We start from the raw sequence: 19,335 nt of genomic DNA on the forward strand, positions 1-19,335 counted from the left end.
AGAAGTAAGTCGTGATTATTTTTGAATGACAAACACTTTGTTCATGCCGATCGGATCGTTATTCAGCAGATGCAGAATCGGCCCGCTCGGATCCATCGTGACGCCCTGAACCTGATCCTGAACCAGTCCAATCACTTCCGGGTTTTCCCCCTCAGGATTGCTGGCTTCAAAGCTGATGGTGTATTCCCTGTCGCGTGATGGCCCCGGCTCCGGCTTGAAGTTTTCCAGGTCATCAAGGTTGTAGGTATTCATCCCCTGCTTCACATTTTTCAGCTCTGCGGTGAATGCCTCTCCGCCGTCGTGCAGGGTGACGGTTACCGTTTCGGCATCGCCCGTCAGCACGAAGTGGAAGTCGTCCGATCCGCCAGGGCGAGCGCCGACCTGCTGGATGCCAATCCCTTCTGGCTCGCCAAAGGAGACCTTCGCCTCCCCTTCAATCAGCACGCTGCGGCCCACCCAGGAGGAGGCGCTCATGCTGCCGAGCTGAACCATCATCGCCTGTACGCCCGCCACGGAGGTGTTGAGCTTCTCCACGCCGGCCGCCATGTTGAACTGCGCCAGCTGCGAGGTGAGCTGGTTGTTATCCATCGGGTTGGTGGGATCCTGGTTTTTCATCTGCGCAACCAGCAGCGTCATAAACTGGTTCGACAGGTCGGCCGCGCTGTTGCCGGTACCGGTGCCACCTGCACCGCTGTTGTTGTTAATCGAAGAAACCGCCATATGCGTCCTTACTGACCAAGCGTTATTGTTTTCAGCATCAGGCTTTTGGCGGAGTTCATCACTTCCACGTTGGCCTGGTAGCTGCGGGAGGCGGAAATGGTGTTTACCATTTCGTTCATCACGTTGACGTTGGGCATCCGCACGTAGCCCTGCTCGTCGGCCAGCGGGTTGCCCGGCTCATAGACCATGCGGTCCGGCGCGCTGCTCTCCACCACCTCACTCACCTGTACGCCGCCGATCTCCTGACCGGCTGACGCGTCGACGGAGAACACCACCTGACGCGCGCGATACGGCTGCCCGTCCGGCCCCGCCACGCTGTCGGCGTTGGCCATATTGCTGGCGCTGACGTTAAGGCGTCGGGACTGGGCGGCCATCGCCGAACCCGAAATATCAAATACGCTAAAGAGCGACATCGTTTATTACCCCTGACTGAGCACAGTCATCATTTTTTTAATATCCGCGCCAAGGAACGTCAGTCCCGACTGATATTTCACGGCGTTATCCGCGAAATTGACGCGCTCGCGATCCATATCCACGGTATTACCGTCGGCACTCGGCTGATCCGGTACGCGATACAGCAAACTCGCGTCGTCAAACGGCATCGCTTTACCTTCAATATGCTTATCAGACGTTAATGCCAGCGACACCGGAGATTTTGCCATGGCGTTATTTTCCATCGCGGCCTTCAGCTGCTGCGTAAAATCAATATCTCGCGCCTGATATCCCGGCGTGTCGGCATTCGCAATATTTGACGCCAATATATCCTGGCGGCGCGACAGCAAACCTAACGCCTGCTGTTGAAAGCGAAAGGCGTCATCAAGTTTATTCATGACAACAGGACTCCTGTCTTGCATTATTTAAACTGCGATAGTGTAGACAGGGCCGGTGAAATATCACACTGCAAAGACCCGACAGAAATAAGCCTATTTAGGGAAATAGAAACAATCCTAATAACGTTAAGGCGACGATGGATTTAATTACCTGCAAAAGTGTCATTATTTGAAGCAATAAAACCCAGGCCCCTGCGTATATAATTTAGCCATCACAGATATTATTAAGGCAATACGATGAAGCTCCGATTAATCAGCACGGCGGTGGCCGTTTTGCTCTGTTCTGCCTCCGCCGTCGCCAGCGTACCGTCTGACCAGACGGCAAAGCAGCGGCTAATGCTTAAACTGGATGCCCTGATCCCACAGCCAGAAGACGGCGGCGACATTGTGCGCACCGCCACGCTGCTCGCCACGCCCGCGCAGCTGGCCGCCGTCTGCGATAACCCGGAGATGAGCCTGGTCGGGCGCGACAGCCGTCTGACCGGCAAACGCACCGTGCTCGCACAGTGTGGTGCGCGTCGCCATTTTCTGCCGGTACGCATCAGCGCTCAGGGCACCTGGTGGGTGGCAAGCCAAAGCCTGCCCGGCGGGGCGATTGTCCAGCGCAGCGATATCGAGCCGGTGACCGGCAGCCTGGACAATCAGCCCGGCGGGTTAATTTTCAACGCCGACGAGATTATCGGCCAGCGCCTGACGCGCGCCATCACCGCCGGGAAACCGCTGCTGGAGAGCCAGCTGCGCCAGCAGTGGCGGCTGCGCGCCGGACAGACGGTTGACCTGGTGACCACTGGGGCAGGTTTTCGTATTCGCAGCCAGGGCAAGGCGCTCAACAATGCGGCGGTGGATGATCTGCTCAAAGTCAAAACGGCGGGCGGGCGCACCGTCAGTGGGAAAGTGGGCGCTGACGGGCAGGTGATGATTATTTCACAACAATAAATTTTAGCTTTTCTGTGAATCACCGATGAAACAAATATTGAGTACATAAATTGATTCCGTGATGACACCCATGAGCATTAACAGCAGCCAGAGCACCGCTCCGATAACCAAAATCGCCCCGACTCAGGATCTGCGCGCCCGCACGCAGCCCCAGGAAAGCGACGCTGCGGCAAAGCGTTCAGACACGCGCGACAACACCAACGTCACCCTGAGCGAAATAACCAAAACGATCCAGACCGACGACAGCCGCGACGTGGACTATGCGCGCGTCGCCGAACTGCGCGCCGCGCTTTCGGCAGGTACCCTGCGCATTGAGCCTGAGAAAATCGCTCAGGCGATGGTGCAGGACATGTTTCAGTTTTAACCGTGAGCAGGCCCCCTATGGACAAGCTTTACCCAATACTTGCGCAGATGAAAACGTCTCTGGATGAACTGGAGGCGATCATGATTGAAGAGGTCAATCAGCTCAACCGCATGCAGATCAACCCGGTGTCGCTGCAGGTGCTGGCAGATAACAAAAACCAGCTGCTGACGACCCTGCAGTATTACGACGATATGCGCCGTCAGCAGGAGCAGCGCTGTGGCACCGAAGCCCCCTACCCTGGGCTCGGCAAGCTGTTCGCCAGCTGGCAGCAGGTGCACGAAAAGGTGCGCAGCACCAAGGCCCTCAATCAGCAGGTGGAGTCGCTGCTGCAAAGCCATATGAAGAAAAATCAGCATATCCAGAAAGCCATCGCCCACGTTGGCCACGCGAGCGCGCTGTATGGACCTGCGGGAGAATCCAGCCAGCTGCCTTCAGGCCGCAAATACAACATCAGCATCTGATCGTTCCTGTCTGCGTTGTCCTCTTTTGCCCGCCTCTGGCGGGCTTTTTTTTGCACGGGTCTGCAGGTTTCGTAGGCCGGGTAAGCGAAGCGTCATCCGGCAATCATTAAGCAGCGGAGTGTTTTTTTGCCCGGCGGCGCTTCGCTTGCGCGGGCCTACGGGTTGAGTAGGCCGGGTAAGCAAAGCGCACATCCGGTGGGGGAGAGTTAAACGGCCGAATAGGCTTTTGCCACGCTGCTGGTTTTGCGCATGGCGGAGAGTTCGCTGCTGATCGACGCCAGACGTCCCTGAATCGCACGCGTTAGAAGCGCATCGTTCTCCAGCATCGTGGACAGCCGGGCGCTGACCTGCGCTTTATTGTGCTGCGCCAGCTGGGTCAAATCGATGTCACACAGGGTTCTCATCCCCATGCTATAGGCCACGGACTCGTCAAAAAACGCGTCCCATTCGCCGGCATCGGCAAGCTGGCGCAGCGTTGCGTTGCTGACAAGCAGCTGTTCAATCAGCTCAATCACACTGTTATCCATGCTTCACCTGTTTGTGCTGTGGGGCGATGGCCTGCCAGGTTTCCAGCATTCCCGTCATCAGGGCGATAAGGTGCGGCAGCTTGTCGCCGGATTTGTTGAGATTCGCTTCCAGCAGCGTGCGGGAGATATATTCGTACAGGCTCTCCAGCTCTTCGGCGATGTTCCCTCCCTTCTCGTGGTCCAGCCCGGCGCGCAGACCGTTGTCGATAATATTGATGGCGCGGGAGATCATCTCGCCGCGACGGGCAATATTGCCCGACTGGAAGTAAATCTCCGCCCGCTTCATGGCGTTAATCGCCCCGTCATACAGCAGAACGATCAGCTGGTGCGGCGTAGCGCCGGCGATCTCGCTGTCGAGTGAGACAGCGGTGTAGGCACTGTTGCCCGTTTTCGTGTACATCGTCAAATCCTGCCGGGCAGCACGCTGCCCGGTGTTATCGGTTAAACCAGCCCCGCCAGCGACTGCTGTAAACGGGTACTCATATTGTTCATATCGCTCATGGCCTTATCGAGACGCTGGTACTCTTTCTCCCTGCGCAGCATGGTCTCTTCAATGCGTCGTTCAACGGCCGTGATCTGCTTACCTATACGCTTTTCCTGCTCGCGCAGGGATTCCAGCGCAGTTTCGATCACGCCGTCTTTCTTCGCGATCGCGCTTTTATCCCCAAGATAGGTATTAAAGATCCCCTCCAGGCGGTCTTTAATCCCCTCTTTGCCCCCTTTGCCGAGGAACAATGCCTCCACCGCTTTGGGGTTGTCCTTCAGGGCGGCATCCAGCTTTTTGCTGTCGATGGTCAGGGTGCCCAGCGTACCGGTACGTTCATCGCCGATTTTGCCGTCGAAGGTGACGGTGATGCCGATACTGCCCAGAGACTGGATCACAGCATCCGCATCAGGGTATTGACCGCCTACGGTGGCTTTCATCTGGCTGGTCAGTCGACGCAGCGAACCGTCGCTAAACAGCGCGCCGTTGGTGGGATCGGGCTGAGCAATCGCACCCGAACTGCTGTCACGATCGGGGGCGGTGTATTTGGTGGCGCTGGCGACGGTGCTGAGGTAGCTGTTGTAGTTCTTAACGAACTCCTCAATCAGCGTTTTCACCTTTGAGGTATCTTCGGTGATGGTGAGGGATTCTGTTTTGTAGTTCTCTGGGTCGTTTGGATCGAGCCCAGATTCCTTTAGTTCCGATACTTCTCGAAGTTCAAGCGTCACACCACCAATCAAATCGCCGACGGTATTAGAGCTGCGGGTGACAAGTTTTCCATTGAGAAACATTTCCGCGTTTTGCGATTCGGTTTCAACATCTGCTCTTTCGAGCTTATTCTGCAAATCCGTATTGCCGCTCACTTTAATCGTCATGTCCCCGGCTTCACCGGTTTTTTTCGAGGTCAGTACTAGCTTGTGCTTGTTGTCCTCAAGGGTGATCACTTCCGCAACCACGTCGCCTTTCTGCTCATTGATCTTTTTGGCAATCTGATCGAGAGAGGTTTCATCACTCTTTAAGTCCAGCTCCAGCGGTTTTTCACCCTCCTTCAGGGTAATGGTCACTTTCGCACCCGAATCACCAATCTTTTTATCACGCGAGTCATGCTCTACCGCCAGCTGATGCGCTTTCGCCAGCTGTTTCACGGCGATGGAATAGCTATTAGGTATCGCACCACTTCCCGCCGTCGCCTTGAACGTTTTGTTGTCGCTGACGCTAACGCCGTTAAACCCTTCGTCTTCCAGCTTACCGAGATTGTCTTTCAGGGTACTTAATGAACTGGAGATCGACCCCCATGCCGAAATTTGTCCTTTATAGGTGCTCTGCTTTTGCAGATAAGGATTCAGTTTTTGCGTAATACCTTTGCGTTCGTCCGCCAGCCATTGCTCAAACGGTAAGCCGGAGCCGACGCCCAGAAAATTTGTTGCAGCCATAATAGTGTTCCTCCACAAATGAAATAGCGCTCACTATTTCCATCGGGTAATAGAGAAGGAAGTTTAATTTTTCATATATACCGCAACAACACGCAGGCGTGCCAAATGCACTTTTATGCGCTTATTTGCCAATTAGCACAGGCTATTTGTATAAATGCGCGCAATAGTGAAGGCAATTCGCCATTTTATAAGAAAATCAAAAAAAATAATTTAGCCAATTTTATTTCCCCCGATGAAGTAAGTATGCGCATCAACGAACGCATATTACTTACAGTCGTAATTACTTAGAAGGATATAACAATGGCACAGGTCATTAATACCAACGCACTGAGCCTGATGGCTCAGAACAACCTGAACAAATCTCAGTCTTCCCTGGGTACAGCGATTCAGCGTCTCTCTTCCGGTCTGCGTATTAACAGCGCCAAAGACGATGCGGCGGGCCTGGCAATTTCTAACCGCTTCACCTCCTCTATTCGCGGTATGACCCAGGCGGCACGTAACGCCAACGACGGTATCTCTCTGGCACAGACCACCGAAGGCGCGCTGGAAGAAGTGACCGAAAACATGCAGCGTATCCGCGAGCTGACCGTGCAGGCGAAAAACGGCACCAACTCTGTGAGCGACCTGGACTCCATCAAGAAAGAAATCGGCACCCGTCTGGAAGAGATCCAGCGCGTGGCTGACGTAACTAACTTCAACGGCGTGAACGTGTTTGACGGCTCCCGTGAAGAGATCACCATCCAGATCGGTGATAAAGATTCAGACACAATAAACATCAAACTGAACAAGCTGGACCTTGAGACCCTGGGTCTGGATACGTTCATGGAAGACTTTGCCTCCATCGGCATTAAAATGGGCAGCACCAGTAAGTATGAAGAAGCTGCTGTGATTAAAGGTAATGGCGTTGACACTGGCATTGAAGTAACTGTTGGTACAGATACGCTTAATTGGAAAATTAACCAAACTGCTGATGCTACTGTGGTAGCTACGGCAGTGGGCGCAGCAGCGGCAGGCGATATTGAATTCCGTTTCAATGACAAAACCGGCGAAACTTTTGCTTATGACAAAACAGCTGATAAGCTCTTCCAGTTAGACATTGGTCAGCTTACCTTTAAAAAAGTCGGTACGGCGCCGAATGAAACCGCAGAAATCGATACTGTCCCTGCAGGTTCCTTTACCGAGGTTACCGGTGCCGATAAAGACATGCTGTTGAACGGTAAAAGCGATGTGTCCAACATGAAGCAGCTCGCTGTGGGTGATAGCGTAACAGGCGCAGGTACTGACATGAGCCTCACCACAGATATGCTGGAAGACATGTCCACCGCTCTGTTCGGCGGAGACATGGCAACCTCCAAAATGAAAATTTTCGCCGCGGATAGTTCCGCTCCTGCTGGTACCTACTACGCGATGAATAAAGAGGGTGAGGTGAAAACCTTCACGCTGGACAATACGGGGGCAGTAGACACCCAAGATGATGCTCGTTTCGGCGATGCTGAAGCCATCCAGCAGGGTGCGGGTCAACTGGCTGCTGACAAACTGCTGGAGAACACGGATAAAGCAATGACCGTCGTTTCTGACTTCCGTGCCGACCTGGGTGCCGTTCAGAACCGCTTCAGCTCCATCATTGCGAACCTGAACACCAACATCATCAACACCACCGAAGCGCGCTCCCGTATTCAGGACGCTGACTTCTCCGTGGAAGTGTCCGCCATGAGCCGTGCGAACATCCTGCAGCAGGCTGGCGTGTCCGTACTGGCCCAGGCTAACCAGGTTCCGCAGAACGTACTGTCCCTGCTGCGTTAATCTGTAACAAACCACCTTACATTGTCGTTACGCGCGTGTCTCACGCGCGGTTGCCCTCCCTGGCGGAGGGCTTTTTTTTGTGCGTAGCGTTAAGGCTGCAGATAAGGTTCCCTCACAAAATCCACCAGCAGATACACCATGTCGTGCAGCAGTCCCGTCAGCGCGTCATTCACACCCTGCGGCAGGGTATTCCCCACAATCGCCTGTGCCAGCGCCTGGGCATAGTTAACCGGTCTGCCAGCACGCTGGCATACAGGACGGCGCGGCTTTTCCGGCAATGAATTGCGTAATCAACTCGTCATCGCACAGACGTTCCAACTCCCCCAGGGCATGCAGCAGGCGTCCGCAGAGTGCGTGGCGCTCGCTCACACAATCAGCTTCAATCAGCGCGCTTACAAAGGCCGCACAGAGATCAGCCACGTCAAAAAGGTTGGCTGAGGCCGGAAGCGGTAAGGCGATGAGATGGTGAATGAAATTTTCGTGTGAAGAGAGAGTAGAGAGGGTTACTTGTGGGATTGCGAGGCGCCTTCCAGATTTGTGCCGGGTGGCGGCTTCGCCTTACCCGGCCTACATTTCGCAACGATATTAATTCTGTCGCCCCGTCATCGTAGGCCCGTGCAAGCGCAGCGCCGCCGGGCAATTCTGACAGAGCGCACCGCATCACACCTTAAACCGGTTAACCACGCTTTCCAGCTCTGCCGCCTGCTCTTCCATCGCCTTCGCCGTCGTCGACACGTCCGCCACCAGCGCGGCATTCTGCTGGGTGGCACTTTCCAGCTGACAGACCGCCACGTTCACCTGCTCAATACCGACGCTCTGCTCGCGGCTGGCGGTTTTGACCTCTTCCATCAGCGCAGAAACGTCGTTAACCGACGTCACCAGCGCGTTCATGGTTTCCCCGGCCTCCTGCACCAGACGGCTGCCGTCCTGCACGCCGATCACCGCGTCGTTAATCAGCTCGCGGATCTCCTTCGCTGAACTGGAGGAACGCAGCGCCAGGCTTCGCACCTCTGCCGCCACCACGGCAAAACCGCGTCCCTGCTCGCCCGCGCGCGCCGCTTCGACCGCGGCATTCAGCGCCAGGATATTGGTCTGATACGCGATACCATCGATCACCCCGACGATGTCGGTCACGCGCAGGGATGACGCTTCAATGTGGCTCATCTTTTCGACAGCGGCATTCATCAGCGTTGCACCCTGCTGCGCCACCGCGGCTGCCTGCGTCGCCAGCTGGTCGGCATGCGCCGCGTTGTCGGCGTTATTGCCCACGATGCCCGCAATCTGCTCCATCGACGCCGCCGTCTGCGTTAGCGAGGCGGACTGTTCTTCGGTACGTGATGAGAGCGCCACGTTGCCCTCTGCAATCCGGTGAGACGCCGCCGCAATCGTGCGCGTGCTCGCCCCCACCTGCTGCAAGAGTCCCTGCAGATAGCGCATAAAGGTATTCACATTGTCGGCGATAGCGTTCAGCTCCCGGGAGCGACTCTCCTGCAGGCGCAGGGTCAGATCGGCCCCGCCCGCGGACAGCGCGGCCAGACGGTCGCTCACGGTCTGGAGGTTACGCATCATAAAGCGCACGGTCAGAATCAAGACCAGGCCCAACAGCAGCAGCAGCGGGATCTGCACCATCCCCAGGCGCAGCAGAATACTACTGGTCTGCTGGTTCAGCAGGCCAGTTTGGGTGTCGGTTGCCACAAACCACGGGCTGCCGGCAATCGGGGAGAGAAAGATAGTGTGTTCGCCATCGTCAGCGTCATAGGTTCGTTCGATGTAGCTGCCAGCCCCTTGCGCCAGCATCTCCTGCAGAAGGGCAATTTCATCTCCGGGCAGGTCATTAATATTTTTCAGCTCGGACGCGGTGCCAGCGGCGCGGCTGTAGCCGATAATGCTGCCGTTGGCCTCGACAATCAGCACGCCTCCCTGCAGAGGCTCCGCGATCTCCCGCGCCAGCTGGTTAAAGAAGCCCAGCGTCACATCCAGCGTCGCCACGCCCCACAGCGCCCCGTCGCGCCAGATCGGCATGGCGCAGTTGGTTCTCGGCTGCGGGCTGGCGGCGTCCATATAGGCCTCGGCCCAGGCACACTGCCCTTTTGCCGCGCGCATTCCGGCTTTAAACCACGGCTGCTGCCAGTACGGCGGCGCACCGGGCTGATTCCACGTGCTGTTCAGCTGCAGCTGGTTTTGCCTGTCGCGGGCATAGAACGTGCTGTGTTTCTCCACTCCTGGCTCGCGCTTCCCCGGCAGCGGCCACACGCCGCCGCCAAACAGGGTGCTGTCACCGTTCTGGTTCACCAGGGCGGGAAGCAGGCGGTCGATCTGCATGCTGTCGAGCTGCGCGACGGTTTCCGTCAGCGCGCGCTGCTGCGCCTGTACCCGTGACATCAGCTGCGTCACGTCGGCGGTGTGCTGGTTAATTTGATAGTGCACGCGCCGGTATTCGTCTTTCAGCAGTGCGGGCGCAATGAAGTACATAACAACCCAGAGGGTAATGAGGCTCAATAAGATAAAGAAAGCCGAGACCAGCAAAATGGCCCTGCTTTGAAGGGAAGAAAACATAATATGAAATACTCGTAGATTATCCGCTCGTGCGGTGAATGAGGGTGTTCGCCACCGTGAAAACCTCTTCAATCAGCACGCTGTTATTCTGCGTCACCGAAGGTGCCCCGCTTTGCGCCTGCATCATCGCATCGTCAATCAGGGCCCGAATTTCTTTCGAAGAACGCGCGCAGCGGCTCGCCAGATTGCGCGACTCCACGGCAAAAACGCCCTCTTCGTGATGCAGCGAATAGCTGTAGGCGCGGCTGGCCAGCTGCACCAGCGCGCCGCTGCTGTCGGCAATGTGCAGCGCGGCGTCATGCAGGGCGTTCATCGCCCGGATCGCGCCCGTGGCGCTTTCGCTCAACACGGCCAGCAGATTGGCGTTCGCTTCGGGTACCCGCAGCAGACGCTCGTTCTCTTCAGCAATCGTGCTGGCTGCCCGGGCAATCGTGCTGACCTGCTCGCCGATCTCCTGCATCAGCGGCGGCAAATGCGCGCCCTGCTCGGTTTTCAGCTGCGACGGCAGCTCTTCGTTGAGGCGGGAAAGGTGCTGGTTCAGGCTGCGAAGCAGGGTCAGCGTGGAGACCAGCAGCAAGGCCGCCAGCGGCCACGGCTTATGCAAAAGAATGCCCGGACGCTCGCCCATTCGCCGGGTGGGGACATCAATGGCAAGCAGCCACGGCTTGTCGGGGATGGGCATCACCACCAGCGTGTGCTCGCCGCTGGCGCTGCGAAAATGGGTTTGACGCAGACCGCCTCCCGACTGGGCCAGCAGCGTACGCAACGGCATCGCCATCGGCAGGTTGGTATCGTTGAGGGATTGTACCGTTGGCGCACCCGCGGCATCGCCGATGATGCGTCCAGTGTCGTCCACGATCCAGGCGCGACCGCCAAGTCGTTCGCCCGTCTCTTTGACCAGGGAATTGAGAAATTGACGGCTGGTGCCCGTCTCTTCGGTAATATCCGTCTCGCCAGGCGCGCTTTTGTCCAGCGCGAAGCTTTTGAGGGTGACCACACTTTCGGTCATTGAACGCTGCTGCGCTTCAACGCGATCGAGCTGCTCGCGCAGCTGGGTCGCCAGCGCATCAACCTGCGTGCGCAGGCGCTGCCCCTCCGTGCGAATAAACCACGGCATGACGCCAGCCTGCACCAGAATAACCAGGGTAATGAAAATAACGACCAGTATGACAATAAAAACCATAACATCAGCGCCTGTTCTTTTTACGGCAGCACAATGCTGCCTCTACAGGGCTATTTTATTATGCAGACATCAGGAAATATGCTCTTCAAACCGTTGATAACCGCGCACTTATGTTACCCCTCGACAAAAACTATTTTGCGGACCTTTTGCCAGCGTTTAACCAGCCAGCCATCGAGGCTGCAAAGGGTGCCGCCCCAGGTCAACGGAAACAGGCAGAGCACGATATACAGCGTCTCGGGCAGATAAAAGAGCCAGCTCAGCCATGCGATCAGATTAAGCCCGCGCGGAATGGTGTAAATACCCATAGTCACCAGCGCCACGCTGCTGATAATCATCAGTACCAGCGCACTAAAGCGGCTGAACAGCCCCAGCGTCAACAGCAGGCCCATGCTGCATTCCAGAAACGCCACCACCACCGCCATGATGACCGGAAAAGGGATCCCCGCATCGTGCAGGGTATCGACCATCAGCAGCTGGTTCTCGGTAACAAATAATTTATTAAAGCCGGCCGTAAAGAAAAAGATGCCCAATACCAGACGGCAGATAAATACGGGAAACATTGCTGGCATATCGGACGTATGCATAAAACGCTTAAGAGAGAACATCGGTCATCCTTGTAAAGAAAATGAATACTGGGTAATAAATTCAATCACCTGCTTTTCACGCAGTATAAATTCGCAGCCCTCGTGCGCAACCGCCGCCCCGCCATTTCCGGCACAATTAATAACTTTATACAGATTAAAAATGATTAATCCAAAGTGATAACGGCGTCTCATTATCAACGCTTCTGACGCCGCACACGCGCAGTAAAAATGATAACCAATTGGTTTTAATGTAATTAAAGCGAAATCATCAATAACGTTATTTTTGGTGTGGTTAAAAAACCGCAATTAATAACCTTAAAAGCGTTAAGGCTGCTTTGACATAATGGTTGCAAAAAGACGACGTAAGACATAAAAAGCATGTCGCTCTGGCTCCCGGCTAGCAATAACGTGCATTCATTACTATTAATTACATTAGCCAGAAGCGATACCCAATACACCAGAAGAATCAAATAACTATGCTAAACAATATCGCGATTGGATCGTTAGTGACGCTGGATATGCCGACCCGTAACCTTGCCCGTACGGATACGCAAGAGACCGTCACTCTCCCCCAAAGCGCATGTCTGTGCCTCGCCGCACTGGTGGAGGCTCATGGAGAGGTGCTGTCCCAGGAACAACTGATGGAGATCGGCTGGCGCAGCGCCGGGGTGGAAGTGACCGACAACAGCGTGCGGGTGATGATCACCAAATTACGCCGGGCGTTCGCTCAGCTAAACCTGCAGGACGCCATCACGCTCATCGCCGTAACGCGCAGCGGCTATCGCCTGATCGTCCGGGAAACCGGTAGCGAACTGCCGCCAGCGGCGCTGACGGAATCCCCCCCGCAGCCGGAAGCACCCACACAGGCCGGTGCGCCAGAGGCTCCGCCGACGGTCGCGCCTGCCCCGCCTCGCGCCCGCAGCACGCTAATGCAAAAGAGCTGTATCACGCTCAGCGGCGTGCTCGTGGGGCTGGTGATTGCGCTGCTCGTGCGCGGCATTATCGATTTTAGCCCGCAGCCGGTGCATTTTGTGCGCTGGAATGGCCCTGGCGTGCCCCCCGGTACCGAGGTGATGGTTCAGCAAGACAAACAGTCGCAGACCGCCCTGATTGAATCCACGCTGCAAACCTATACCCGCCATGTGCTGGCGCGCCGCACTGACGAGAAGCCCGCAGCCGTACTGTATGTCACGACGGGCTCCGAAAAGATGAGTAAATTCCAGGGGCTTATTGCCTGCCAACAACCCTTTAAGGATTCAGGGAATGACTGCGAATCGTTCTATTTTCGCCATTATTAAATCGCCGCTCGCGCTGCTGTTTCTTGGCGGGGTGGTTATCGGGACCGGCGCGATGGCGCTGTACGGGTTTTACACCTCGCCCTACAAGGCGGTCTGTATTGCGCCGACCTCGTATTACATTATTGAGGACGATAACAACGCGACGCTGGCGCGCGGTATTTACCGCTCTTACCGTGATGGCCTGTTCAACGGGCATACCACCTATATCGGCAGCATCAGCCACTTCAAAGACGGCAAGCGCGACGGGCTTCCCAAAGCCGTAAACCGTGAGGTGCGCTACGACGTTGATATGTCGGGGAAACGGATCCATCTGACCGTCACCAGCCAGCACCGCAAGCTCGGCGGTCAGAGCACGGATGAGGATGTCACCGACTATATCTTCCCGCAAATCAAACCGGGTGAAGTGGCGACCAGCACCGTCTACCTGCTGGACGACAAAGTGCTCGCCTCCGGCACGGAGACCGTTGCCCGTATCGCCTGCATGAACTGAGGATTAGACCAGCGCCTGAATCAGCCCGGCAAGCGTATCAAACCCGGTAGCCATCAGGCGCTCAAAGAACGGTGCCAGCGTTTCGGCAATCAGGAACAACGCCAGCATGCCGAAGGTGAGCGTCAGCGGGAAGCCAATCACGAAAATAGAGAGCTGCGGCGTCAGGCGGTTTAGCAGCCCAAGAATAAAGTTGATGCACAGCAGCAGCGCAATAACCGGCAGACCGAGCATCAGCCCCTGGCTGAAGATCATCCCGGCGTGGGTGACCAGATACATAAACCCGCCCGCGTGCAGCGGCGTGGCGTCAACCGGCAGCGTCTGGAAGGTTTCCGCCAGCAGCGCCAGCAGCCAGAGATGGCCGTTAAACGCCAGGAACAGCAGGGTCACCAGCAGGTTGAGAAAACGCGAGATCACCGGGCTGTTGCCCGCGCCGGGGTCAAAGAAGGTGGCGAACGAGAGTCCCATCTGCATGCCGATGATTTCGCCTGACAGGCGCACTGCGGCAAACAGCAGCTGCAACGTCAGCCCCATCGCCACCCCGATAATCACCTGCTTCGCCAGCACCCAGACACCTTCCCAGGAATAAAGGCCCACCTGCGCATCGGGCAGCGTGCCGCCAATCAGGATCGCGATCAGCAGCGCCAGACAGGCGCGCAAGCGGGCATTAACCGCTTTCTCGCTGAATATCGGCGCGACGTGCAGCAGCGCACCGATGCGTACCATGATAAAAAAAGTGTGGCTGACCAGCCCGTAGAGCTGATCGAGAGGAAGTCCGAAGGCCATCAGCCGATCGCGTAGGGAATGCTGGCGAATACCGCGCGGGTGTATTCAATAAAGATTTTCATCATCCACGGGCCGAGCGCCACCGCGACGCCGACAATCATCAGGATTTTCGGGATGAAGGTCATGGTCATTTCGTTGACCTGAGTGGCGGCCTGCAAAATGCTGATGATAAGACCGGTGACCAGCGCAGCCACCAGCAGCGGGGCTGACACCATCAGCCCCACCTTGATCGCCTGCATGCCAATCACCATTACGCTTTCCGGGGTCATGATTGTCTCCTAACTGTAAAAGCTCTGGGCCAGCGAGCCGACCAGCAGCTGCCAGCCATCCACCAGCACAAACAGCATCAGCTTAAACGGCAGCGCAATGGTGGTGGGCGGTACCATCATCATCCCCAGCGCCATCAGAATGCTGGCGACCACCAGATCGATAATCAGGAACGGGATAAAGATGGTGAAACCAATCTGGAAGGCGGTTTTTAGCTCGCTGGTGATAAACGCCGGCACCAGAATGCTGAGCGGTACCTCTTCCGGCGAGGCGATATCCGGGGTTTTCGCAATGCGGGCAAACATCGCCAGATCGCTTTCGCGGGTCTGGTCGAGCATAAAGGCGCGCAGCGGTTTTACCCCTTCCGTCAGGGCCACATCCATGGTGATTTTGTTTTCCTGCAGCGGCTGCCAGGCTTTTTCATAGATCTGGCTGAACACCGGAGACATCACAAAGAAGGTCAAAAACAGCGACAGCCCCACCAGCACCTGATTGGGCGGCGCGGTAGGGGTGCCGAGGGCGTTACGCATCAGCCCCAGCACAATGATGATGCGGGTAAACCCGGTCATCATCAGCAGTACGGCAGGAATGAAGGTAAAGCCGCTCAGCAGCAGCAGGGTTTGCACCGGCAGCGTCCAGCCCTCTTCCCCCGCTGGTTTACCGAGGGTGATATCCCCGTTGGCCGCCAGCGCCCCGGCGGCAGGCAACATCAGGACGAGCGCCAGCAGAAGACGGAGGTTCACTGCTCACCTCCCGGTTGGTACTTCTGACGCAGCTTTTCCAGCAGCTGCGGGAAGGTCGCCGCGGGCGCGGAGGCCTGCGGGGCGTTTTCCGGGCGCGCCTGCGTGGCGAGGCAGGTTATCTGCGAGGCGGTGACGCCCAGCACCAGCCGATGCTCGCCGACGTCCACCAGCACCAGGCGCTCGCGCGGCCCCAGCGACTGGGTCGCCACCAGGGTCATGTTGCCCTGGGCATCGTTCAGCCGACGCGCCAGTCCGCTGCGGCGGGCGGCCCAGGCCATCACCACCATCAGCAGGATAATCAGGGCCAGCGCGCTGGTGACCGTCATCAGCACCGAGCCGGTAGCCGGAAAGGAGTCGGTAGCGTTCATTAGCGGCTCAGACGGTGCATACGTTCAGACGGCGTGATGATGTCCGTGATGCGGATGCCGAACTTATCGGAAACGACCACCACTTCACCCTGCGCAATCAGATAGCCGTTGATCAGGATATCCAGCGGTTCCCCCGCCAGCCCGTCCAGCGACACCACCGAACCCTGGCTTAAGCGCAACAGCTCTTTGATGGTCATTTTGGTGCGCCCCAGCTCCACGGTCATTTTTACCGGGATATCGAGGATCAGGTTCATTTCGTCAGAAAATTGCGGTGCAGCCATGGTGTCGGTAATTCCCGCCGCGTGCTGTTCGCTCATTGCATCACCCCAGAGATTATCAATGGACTGATCGTCAGAACCCGATGAGGTGTTCATATCGCTCATGGGGAAATTACTCCTTGTTAAATGATAGTAATGAAGGCTGAATCATCTGCTCGACCTTCAGGGCATATTGATTGTTAACGGCGCCGTAGCGGGCCGTGAAGACCGGCACGCCACCCACGCTGGCTTCGATAAACTCCTGCTTATCGAGCGCGATAATGTCGCCTTTTTTCATCTGCATCACGCTGGAGAGGCGGGTACCGATATCGGCAAAACGTGCCGTCAGTTCCAGCTCCGTTTCCCGCATCTGGCTTGCCAGCAGGCCGCGCCACTGGGTGTCTTCCTGCCGGGAGTTGTCCATCGGCGGGTTACTCAGCAGCTCGCGCAGCGGTTCGATGGTGCTGAAGGGAATACAGATGTTGAACTCCCCACGGTGCGAACCGATCTCGACCGAAAACGGCGTGGTCACCACCACGTCATTCGGCGATGAGGTGATATTGGTGAACTTCACCTGGATTTCGGAACGGATATATTCCGTTTTGATTTTGTAGATCGAACTCCAGGCAAATTCGTACGCCTCGCGCGCCATCGACAGCATGCGGTGGATCACCCGCTGCTCGGTCGGCGTAAACTCGCGCCCGTCGGCCTTGGTCGGAAAACGACCGTCGCCACCGAACAGGTTATCCACGGCCATAAACACCAGCCCCGGCGAAAAGGCCATCAGCGAGGTGCCGCGCAGCGGGTTAAGGTGCAGCAGGTTCAGGTTTGTCGGCACCGGCAGGTTGCGGGCAAACTCGTGATACGGCTGGATCTTAATGTTCCCCGCCGTAATATCCGGGCTACGGCGCAGCAGGTTAAACAGCCCCATACGAAACTGACGGGCAAAGCGTTCGTTAATAATTTCCAGCGAATGCAGACGCTCGCGGATCACCCGGCGCTGCGTGTTCGGATCGTAGGGTTTTATCCCTGCATCGGGCCGGCTGTTATGCATATCGCTGCTGCTCTCGACATCAGCGTTAAGCAAGCGGTCGATCTCATCCTGTGATAAAAAGCTGTCAGCCATAATTATTACCGCAGAATAAATTCGTTAATAAGGACGTCGGTGACGCGAATGGACTGGTCAAATGCCAGCGGCTTATCCAGCTCGTTCTGAATATTGGTTATCAGGCGGCGCTTTCCCTCGTCGGTAGCTAAATCTTCATAGGTCTGATGGGTGAGCAACATAAATAAGCGGCTGCGATATTCCGGTAAATATTTTTCCAGAACGGCAAGCGATTTCTGCTCTGCCACCCGAATAGACAAGCCCAGATATAATACTCGATCGGATTCATTCGCCGTCGGCTTCAGGCTCACGGTAAACGTATTCATCGAAGCGTAAAGCGGCTCGACTTGCGCAGGCGCTGTTTTCGCTTCCCCTTCTGCAATCTCTTCTGCCGGTTTGGCGAATTTCATTTCCCAGAACAGGTAGCCGGAAAACCCGCACGCCGCAACGGCAGTCAAAAACATGAACGTCATCAAAAGCGAGCGAGCCCCTCCGCCGCCGGCGACCTTTTTATTTTTATTACTCATTGAACGTACACCTGGTAAATAAGGGAAGGCAGCGTACTACCCTCGAGTCAATATGGCGGACATTGTAGTCCATTTAATCATCCTGATAATCAGGCGATAAAATTTCATTCCTGAAGCTAATTCAGGACTTCAGGCAAAGGTATTAATTCCGTATATATTTCCGGGGGTGGTGGTTAATAACGTCGGCACACTCTCCTCTTCCACCTTTAGCGATTCCGCTTCCTGTTCGGCCTGTTCCTGGCCCGATGCGTTTTCACCCTGCTCACCGGCGGTAAACGGCTGGCCGTCGGCGCTGACGTTCGCCTGGCCGAGCTGAATACCCGATTCCGCCATCGCGGCACGCAGCTGCGGCATCGCCTGCTCCATGGCGTGACGAATATGGGCATGCTCGCTGACGATGTGGATCTGCGCCTGATCCTGCTGCATGCGCAGGGAGATCTGCAGCGAACCCAGCTCTTCCGGGTGCAGGCGGATCTCCGCGCTGTGCAGGCCGTTACGGCTAAAAATGGCGATATGCTGGCCGACCGACTGCTTCCACTCCGGCGTTTGTGGCGGATGGTTGACGGTAACCACCTGCTGCGGGGCATGCGCGACGCTACTGCGCACGGCGGCGGGCAGCGCTACGGCGCCTGCCGTTGAGGTGGTAACCACTTCCGGCGCGGCGACGGATTCACTCGCGACCGGTGCAGGCTGCGCCAGCAGAGGTGAAGCGATTGCCGGTGACGTTTTCTCCGCCACGCTCAGCGCCGACGACGCTTTACCGTCCTGCGCGAGCGGCTTTTCGCGCACGGCAGGCTTGTCGGGCGCCGTCTCTGCCCCCGTTACGCTGCGGGTAACCAGCTGCTGGAGCTGCCACTGCGGGCTTTCTTCTCCTTCACCTTCGGTGATAGCAACGCCGGTCAGCGCCTCCGCCAGCCCCGGCGGGGCCATCAGCAGCGTCTCATCGCTGTCGCTATCGGCCCCAGCTTCAACCTCCGTGAGCTGCCCCGGCAGCATACCGGCGGGCAGCATCGCTTCCGGCAGCGGCTGCGGATCCAGACCGGTAAACAGCTGCGCCAGCTTACCCTCCAGCGCCGGGGCAAAATCCTCGTCGGAGAGCAGCCCCATCTTCGGTTTGCCCTGCGCTCCGCCACCCAGTAACAGGGCGGCAATATCAATGTTCATAGCCTTTCTCTCTTTTGTCCGGCACGCTGAGCAAATTCATCCATCAGCTTTTGTTCATGTCGGCTCTGAACCAACGCCTGCGCCGTCGCCCGGCGTTCAATCAGGGTTTCAAACGCATTCAGGCGCTGCTTGTTCTGCACCCAGTTCTGTTTCACTTTGTCGACCGCCTGTTCACAGGCGCTGACGTGTCCTTCCTGCTGCTTCACCACCTGCTTCAGTGACAAAATAAACGACTGGTGATTGACCAGATCCGCCACCGACATTCCGTCGCCCATCATTCCCTGGCGCAGGGACTGCTGGTACTCCTGCTCGTAGTGCTGCAGCTGTTCGCACTGGGTCATGGCCTGCTGAAGCTGCTGCTGTGCGCCGCCCAGCGCGCGGGTAGTTTCCGTCAGCGTCTCCTGCGCCTTGTCGCGCAGCAGAACCATGGGGTTATGTGCTTTCATCGCACC

At 56.7% G+C, this 19,335-nt stretch carries 26 protein-coding genes; 6 read left to right on the top strand and 20 right to left on the bottom strand.

Annotated elements, in window-relative coordinates:
• Window positions 1–15: 15 nt before the first annotated feature.
• From ABR39_RS05075 to flgB, 3 genes are read right to left on the bottom strand one after another with little or no spacing between them, the layout of a single operon-like run.
• Window positions 16–720, bottom strand: a complete 705-nt coding sequence (locus ABR39_RS05075; RefSeq protein ID WP_047346030.1) for a flagellar hook assembly protein FlgD — start codon at window positions 718–720, stop codon at window positions 16–18.
• Window positions 721–728: 8 nt separating this feature from the next.
• Window positions 729–1,133, bottom strand: coding sequence for a flagellar basal body rod protein FlgC (gene flgC / locus ABR39_RS05080; RefSeq protein WP_047346031.1), 405 nt, complete (start codon window positions 1,131–1,133; stop codon window positions 729–731).
• A 6-nt stretch (window positions 1,134–1,139) separates the two neighbouring features.
• Window positions 1,140–1,550 carry a flagellar basal body rod protein FlgB gene (gene flgB, locus ABR39_RS05085; protein WP_082132625.1) on the bottom strand — a complete coding sequence of 137 codons (411 nt, stop codon included), beginning with the start codon at window positions 1,548–1,550 and terminating at the stop codon, window positions 1,140–1,142.
• A gap of 237 nt (window positions 1,551–1,787) precedes the next feature.
• Here flgB and flgA point away from each other — a divergent pair, with 237 nt between their 5' ends.
• From flgA to ABR39_RS05100, 3 genes are all read left to right on the top strand, one after another.
• Window positions 1,788–2,486, top strand: coding sequence for a flagellar basal body P-ring formation chaperone FlgA (gene flgA / locus ABR39_RS05090; protein ID WP_047346033.1), 699 nt, complete (start codon window positions 1,788–1,790; stop codon window positions 2,484–2,486).
• A gap of 70 nt (window positions 2,487–2,556) precedes the next feature.
• Entirely contained in the window at window positions 2,557–2,850 is a 294-nt protein-coding gene (gene flgM / locus ABR39_RS05095) for a flagellar biosynthesis anti-sigma factor FlgM (RefSeq protein WP_047346034.1), read from the top strand.
• A gap of 17 nt (window positions 2,851–2,867) precedes the next feature.
• A complete protein-coding gene (locus tag ABR39_RS05100; protein WP_047346035.1) occupies window positions 2,868–3,311 on the top strand; it encodes a flagella synthesis protein FlgN in 444 nt (147 codons plus the stop codon).
• Between the two features lie 206 nt (window positions 3,312–3,517).
• On the opposite strand, the gene ABR39_RS05105 is transcribed toward ABR39_RS05100, so the two are convergent.
• From ABR39_RS05105 to fliD, 3 genes are read right to left on the bottom strand one after another with little or no spacing between them, the layout of a single operon-like run.
• Window positions 3,518–3,838: a flagellar protein FliT gene (locus ABR39_RS05105; RefSeq protein WP_047346036.1), complete on the bottom strand. Its 321-nt coding sequence runs from the start codon at window positions 3,836–3,838 to the stop codon at window positions 3,518–3,520.
• Complete coding sequence (fliS, locus tag ABR39_RS05110; protein ID WP_047346037.1) at window positions 3,831–4,238, bottom strand: flagellar export chaperone FliS; 408 nt, start codon at window positions 4,236–4,238, stop codon at window positions 3,831–3,833. Before fliS ends, ABR39_RS05105 begins: the two co-directional genes overlap by 8 nt.
• A gap of 41 nt (window positions 4,239–4,279) precedes the next feature.
• Window positions 4,280–5,755, bottom strand: coding sequence for a flagellar filament capping protein FliD (gene fliD, locus ABR39_RS05115; protein WP_047346038.1), 1,476 nt, complete (start codon window positions 5,753–5,755; stop codon window positions 4,280–4,282).
• 300 nt (window positions 5,756–6,055) lie between these two features.
• Here fliD and ABR39_RS05120 point away from each other — a divergent pair, with 300 nt between their 5' ends.
• Window positions 6,056–7,558 (top strand): FliC/FljB family flagellin, encoded by a 1,503-nt coding sequence (locus tag ABR39_RS05120; protein WP_047346039.1) that lies wholly within the window; start codon window positions 6,056–6,058, stop codon window positions 7,556–7,558.
• Window positions 7,559–7,647: 89 nt separating this feature from the next.
• On the opposite strand, the gene ABR39_RS26340 is transcribed toward ABR39_RS05120, so the two are convergent.
• From ABR39_RS26340 to ABR39_RS05145, 5 genes are all read right to left on the bottom strand, one after another.
• Window positions 7,648–7,836, bottom strand: a complete 189-nt coding sequence (locus ABR39_RS26340) for a hypothetical protein (protein WP_346417656.1) — start codon at window positions 7,834–7,836, stop codon at window positions 7,648–7,650.
• A 382-nt stretch (window positions 7,837–8,218) separates the two neighbouring features.
• A complete protein-coding gene (locus ABR39_RS05130) occupies window positions 8,219–10,114 on the bottom strand; it encodes a methyl-accepting chemotaxis protein (RefSeq protein WP_047346040.1) in 1,896 nt (631 codons plus the stop codon).
• A gap of 19 nt (window positions 10,115–10,133) precedes the next feature.
• On the bottom strand, window positions 10,134–11,297 hold the full coding sequence (locus ABR39_RS05135) for a cache domain-containing protein (protein ID WP_047346041.1): 1,164 nt from the start codon (window positions 11,295–11,297) through the stop codon (window positions 10,134–10,136).
• A 113-nt stretch (window positions 11,298–11,410) separates the two neighbouring features.
• Window positions 11,411–11,902 (bottom strand): DoxX family protein, encoded by a 492-nt coding sequence (locus ABR39_RS05140; RefSeq protein ID WP_047346042.1) that lies wholly within the window; start codon window positions 11,900–11,902, stop codon window positions 11,411–11,413.
• Between the two features lie 3 nt (window positions 11,903–11,905).
• The gene (locus ABR39_RS05145; protein ID WP_047346043.1) at window positions 11,906–12,187 is read right to left on the bottom strand and encodes a hypothetical protein; all 282 of its coding nucleotides are present in this window, start codon (window positions 12,185–12,187) and stop codon (window positions 11,906–11,908) included.
• A gap of 170 nt (window positions 12,188–12,357) precedes the next feature.
• Here ABR39_RS05145 and ABR39_RS05150 point away from each other — a divergent pair, with 170 nt between their 5' ends.
• Both ABR39_RS05150 and ABR39_RS05155 read left to right on the top strand, forming a co-directional pair.
• Complete coding sequence (locus ABR39_RS05150; protein WP_047346044.1) at window positions 12,358–13,179, top strand: winged helix-turn-helix domain-containing protein; 822 nt, start codon at window positions 12,358–12,360, stop codon at window positions 13,177–13,179.
• Window positions 13,145–13,669 carry a hypothetical protein gene (locus ABR39_RS05155; protein WP_047346045.1) on the top strand — a complete coding sequence of 175 codons (525 nt, stop codon included), beginning with the start codon at window positions 13,145–13,147 and terminating at the stop codon, window positions 13,667–13,669. Before ABR39_RS05150 ends, ABR39_RS05155 begins: the two co-directional genes overlap by 35 nt.
• A 3-nt stretch (window positions 13,670–13,672) precedes the next feature.
• Here the strand turns inward: ABR39_RS05155 and fliR are convergent, their stop codons facing one another.
• The 9 genes from fliR to fliJ form a co-directional block, all read right to left on the bottom strand.
• Complete coding sequence (fliR, locus tag ABR39_RS05160; protein ID WP_047346046.1) at window positions 13,673–14,452, bottom strand: flagellar biosynthetic protein FliR; 780 nt, start codon at window positions 14,450–14,452, stop codon at window positions 13,673–13,675.
• Window positions 14,452–14,721 (bottom strand): flagellar biosynthesis protein FliQ, encoded by a 270-nt coding sequence (gene fliQ, locus ABR39_RS05165; protein ID WP_047346047.1) that lies wholly within the window; start codon window positions 14,719–14,721, stop codon window positions 14,452–14,454. Before fliQ ends, fliR begins: the two co-directional genes overlap by 1 nt.
• Before the next feature lie 9 nt (window positions 14,722–14,730).
• Complete coding sequence (gene fliP / locus ABR39_RS05170) at window positions 14,731–15,429, bottom strand: flagellar type III secretion system pore protein FliP (RefSeq protein ID WP_047346093.1); 699 nt, start codon at window positions 15,427–15,429, stop codon at window positions 14,731–14,733.
• Between the two features lie 29 nt (window positions 15,430–15,458).
• Entirely contained in the window at window positions 15,459–15,830 is a 372-nt protein-coding gene (fliO, locus tag ABR39_RS05175; RefSeq protein WP_047346048.1) for a flagellar biosynthetic protein FliO, read from the bottom strand.
• The gene (fliN, locus tag ABR39_RS05180) at window positions 15,830–16,213 is read right to left on the bottom strand and encodes a flagellar motor switch protein FliN (RefSeq protein WP_041909256.1); all 384 of its coding nucleotides are present in this window, start codon (window positions 16,211–16,213) and stop codon (window positions 15,830–15,832) included. The genes fliO and fliN overlap by 1 nt, the downstream gene beginning before the upstream one ends.
• Before the next feature lie 7 nt (window positions 16,214–16,220).
• Window positions 16,221–17,213 carry a flagellar motor switch protein FliM gene (fliM, locus tag ABR39_RS05185; protein WP_047346049.1) on the bottom strand — a complete coding sequence of 331 codons (993 nt, stop codon included), beginning with the start codon at window positions 17,211–17,213 and terminating at the stop codon, window positions 16,221–16,223.
• Between the two features lie 5 nt (window positions 17,214–17,218).
• Window positions 17,219–17,719, bottom strand: a complete 501-nt coding sequence (locus ABR39_RS05190) for a flagellar basal body-associated FliL family protein (protein ID WP_047346050.1) — start codon at window positions 17,717–17,719, stop codon at window positions 17,219–17,221.
• Window positions 17,720–17,848: 129 nt separating this feature from the next.
• The gene (locus ABR39_RS05195; RefSeq protein ID WP_047346051.1) at window positions 17,849–18,883 is read right to left on the bottom strand and encodes a flagellar hook-length control protein FliK; all 1,035 of its coding nucleotides are present in this window, start codon (window positions 18,881–18,883) and stop codon (window positions 17,849–17,851) included.
• Complete coding sequence (gene fliJ / locus ABR39_RS05200; protein WP_047346052.1) at window positions 18,880–19,329, bottom strand: flagellar export protein FliJ; 450 nt, start codon at window positions 19,327–19,329, stop codon at window positions 18,880–18,882. The genes ABR39_RS05195 and fliJ overlap by 4 nt, the downstream gene beginning before the upstream one ends.
• Window positions 19,330–19,335 lie beyond the last annotated feature (6 nt).

This window comes from Enterobacter genomosp. O (genome assembly GCF_001022965.1).
Taxonomy (GTDB): domain Bacteria; phylum Pseudomonadota; class Gammaproteobacteria; order Enterobacterales; family Enterobacteriaceae; genus Enterobacter; species Enterobacter cloacae_L.

Bases quoted from the DNA above. Each gene is read 5' to 3' on its own strand.
- flgB (WP_082132625.1), bottom strand. From the start codon at position 1,550: ATGAATAAACTTGATGACGCCTTTCGCTTTCAACAGCAGGCGTTAGGT.
- flgA (WP_047346033.1), top strand. From the start codon at position 1,788: ATGAAGCTCCGATTAATCAGCACGGCGGTGGCCGTTTTGCTCTGTTCT.
- fliO (WP_047346048.1), bottom strand. From the start codon at position 15,830: ATGAACGCTACCGACTCCTTTCCGGCTACCGGCTCGGTGCTGATGACG.
- ABR39_RS05140 (WP_047346042.1), bottom strand. From the start codon at position 11,902: ATGTTCTCTCTTAAGCGTTTTATGCATACGTCCGATATGCCAGCAATG.
- ABR39_RS05105 (WP_047346036.1), bottom strand. From the start codon at position 3,838: ATGGATAACAGTGTGATTGAGCTGATTGAACAGCTGCTTGTCAGCAAC.
- flgM (WP_047346034.1), top strand. From the start codon at position 2,557: ATGAGCATTAACAGCAGCCAGAGCACCGCTCCGATAACCAAAATCGCC.
- ABR39_RS05150 (WP_047346044.1), top strand. From the start codon at position 12,358: ATGCTAAACAATATCGCGATTGGATCGTTAGTGACGCTGGATATGCCG.
- fliN (WP_041909256.1), bottom strand. From the start codon at position 16,213: ATGAGCGATATGAACACCTCATCGGGTTCTGACGATCAGTCCATTGAT.
- ABR39_RS05130 (WP_047346040.1), bottom strand. From the start codon at position 10,114: ATGTTTTCTTCCCTTCAAAGCAGGGCCATTTTGCTGGTCTCGGCTTTC.
- fliR (WP_047346046.1), bottom strand. From the start codon at position 14,452: ATGGCCTTCGGACTTCCTCTCGATCAGCTCTACGGGCTGGTCAGCCAC.
- ABR39_RS05155 (WP_047346045.1), top strand. From the start codon at position 13,145: ATGACTGCGAATCGTTCTATTTTCGCCATTATTAAATCGCCGCTCGCG.
- fliM (WP_047346049.1), bottom strand. From the start codon at position 17,213: ATGGCTGACAGCTTTTTATCACAGGATGAGATCGACCGCTTGCTTAAC.
- flgC (WP_047346031.1), bottom strand. From the start codon at position 1,133: ATGTCGCTCTTTAGCGTATTTGATATTTCGGGTTCGGCGATGGCCGCC.
- ABR39_RS05190 (WP_047346050.1), bottom strand. From the start codon at position 17,719: ATGAGTAATAAAAATAAAAAGGTCGCCGGCGGCGGAGGGGCTCGCTCG.
- ABR39_RS05075 (WP_047346030.1), bottom strand. From the start codon at position 720: ATGGCGGTTTCTTCGATTAACAACAACAGCGGTGCAGGTGGCACCGGT.
- fliJ (WP_047346052.1), bottom strand. From the start codon at position 19,329: ATGAAAGCACATAACCCCATGGTTCTGCTGCGCGACAAGGCGCAGGAG.
- ABR39_RS05100 (WP_047346035.1), top strand. From the start codon at position 2,868: ATGGACAAGCTTTACCCAATACTTGCGCAGATGAAAACGTCTCTGGAT.
- fliD (WP_047346038.1), bottom strand. From the start codon at position 5,755: ATGGCTGCAACAAATTTTCTGGGCGTCGGCTCCGGCTTACCGTTTGAG.
- ABR39_RS05120 (WP_047346039.1), top strand. From the start codon at position 6,056: ATGGCACAGGTCATTAATACCAACGCACTGAGCCTGATGGCTCAGAAC.
- ABR39_RS05195 (WP_047346051.1), bottom strand. From the start codon at position 18,883: ATGAACATTGATATTGCCGCCCTGTTACTGGGTGGCGGAGCGCAGGGC.
- fliQ (WP_047346047.1), bottom strand. From the start codon at position 14,721: ATGACCCCGGAAAGCGTAATGGTGATTGGCATGCAGGCGATCAAGGTG.
- fliP (WP_047346093.1), bottom strand. From the start codon at position 15,429: ATGTTGCCTGCCGCCGGGGCGCTGGCGGCCAACGGGGATATCACCCTC.
- fliS (WP_047346037.1), bottom strand. From the start codon at position 4,238: ATGTACACGAAAACGGGCAACAGTGCCTACACCGCTGTCTCACTCGAC.
- ABR39_RS05135 (WP_047346041.1), bottom strand. From the start codon at position 11,297: ATGGTTTTTATTGTCATACTGGTCGTTATTTTCATTACCCTGGTTATT.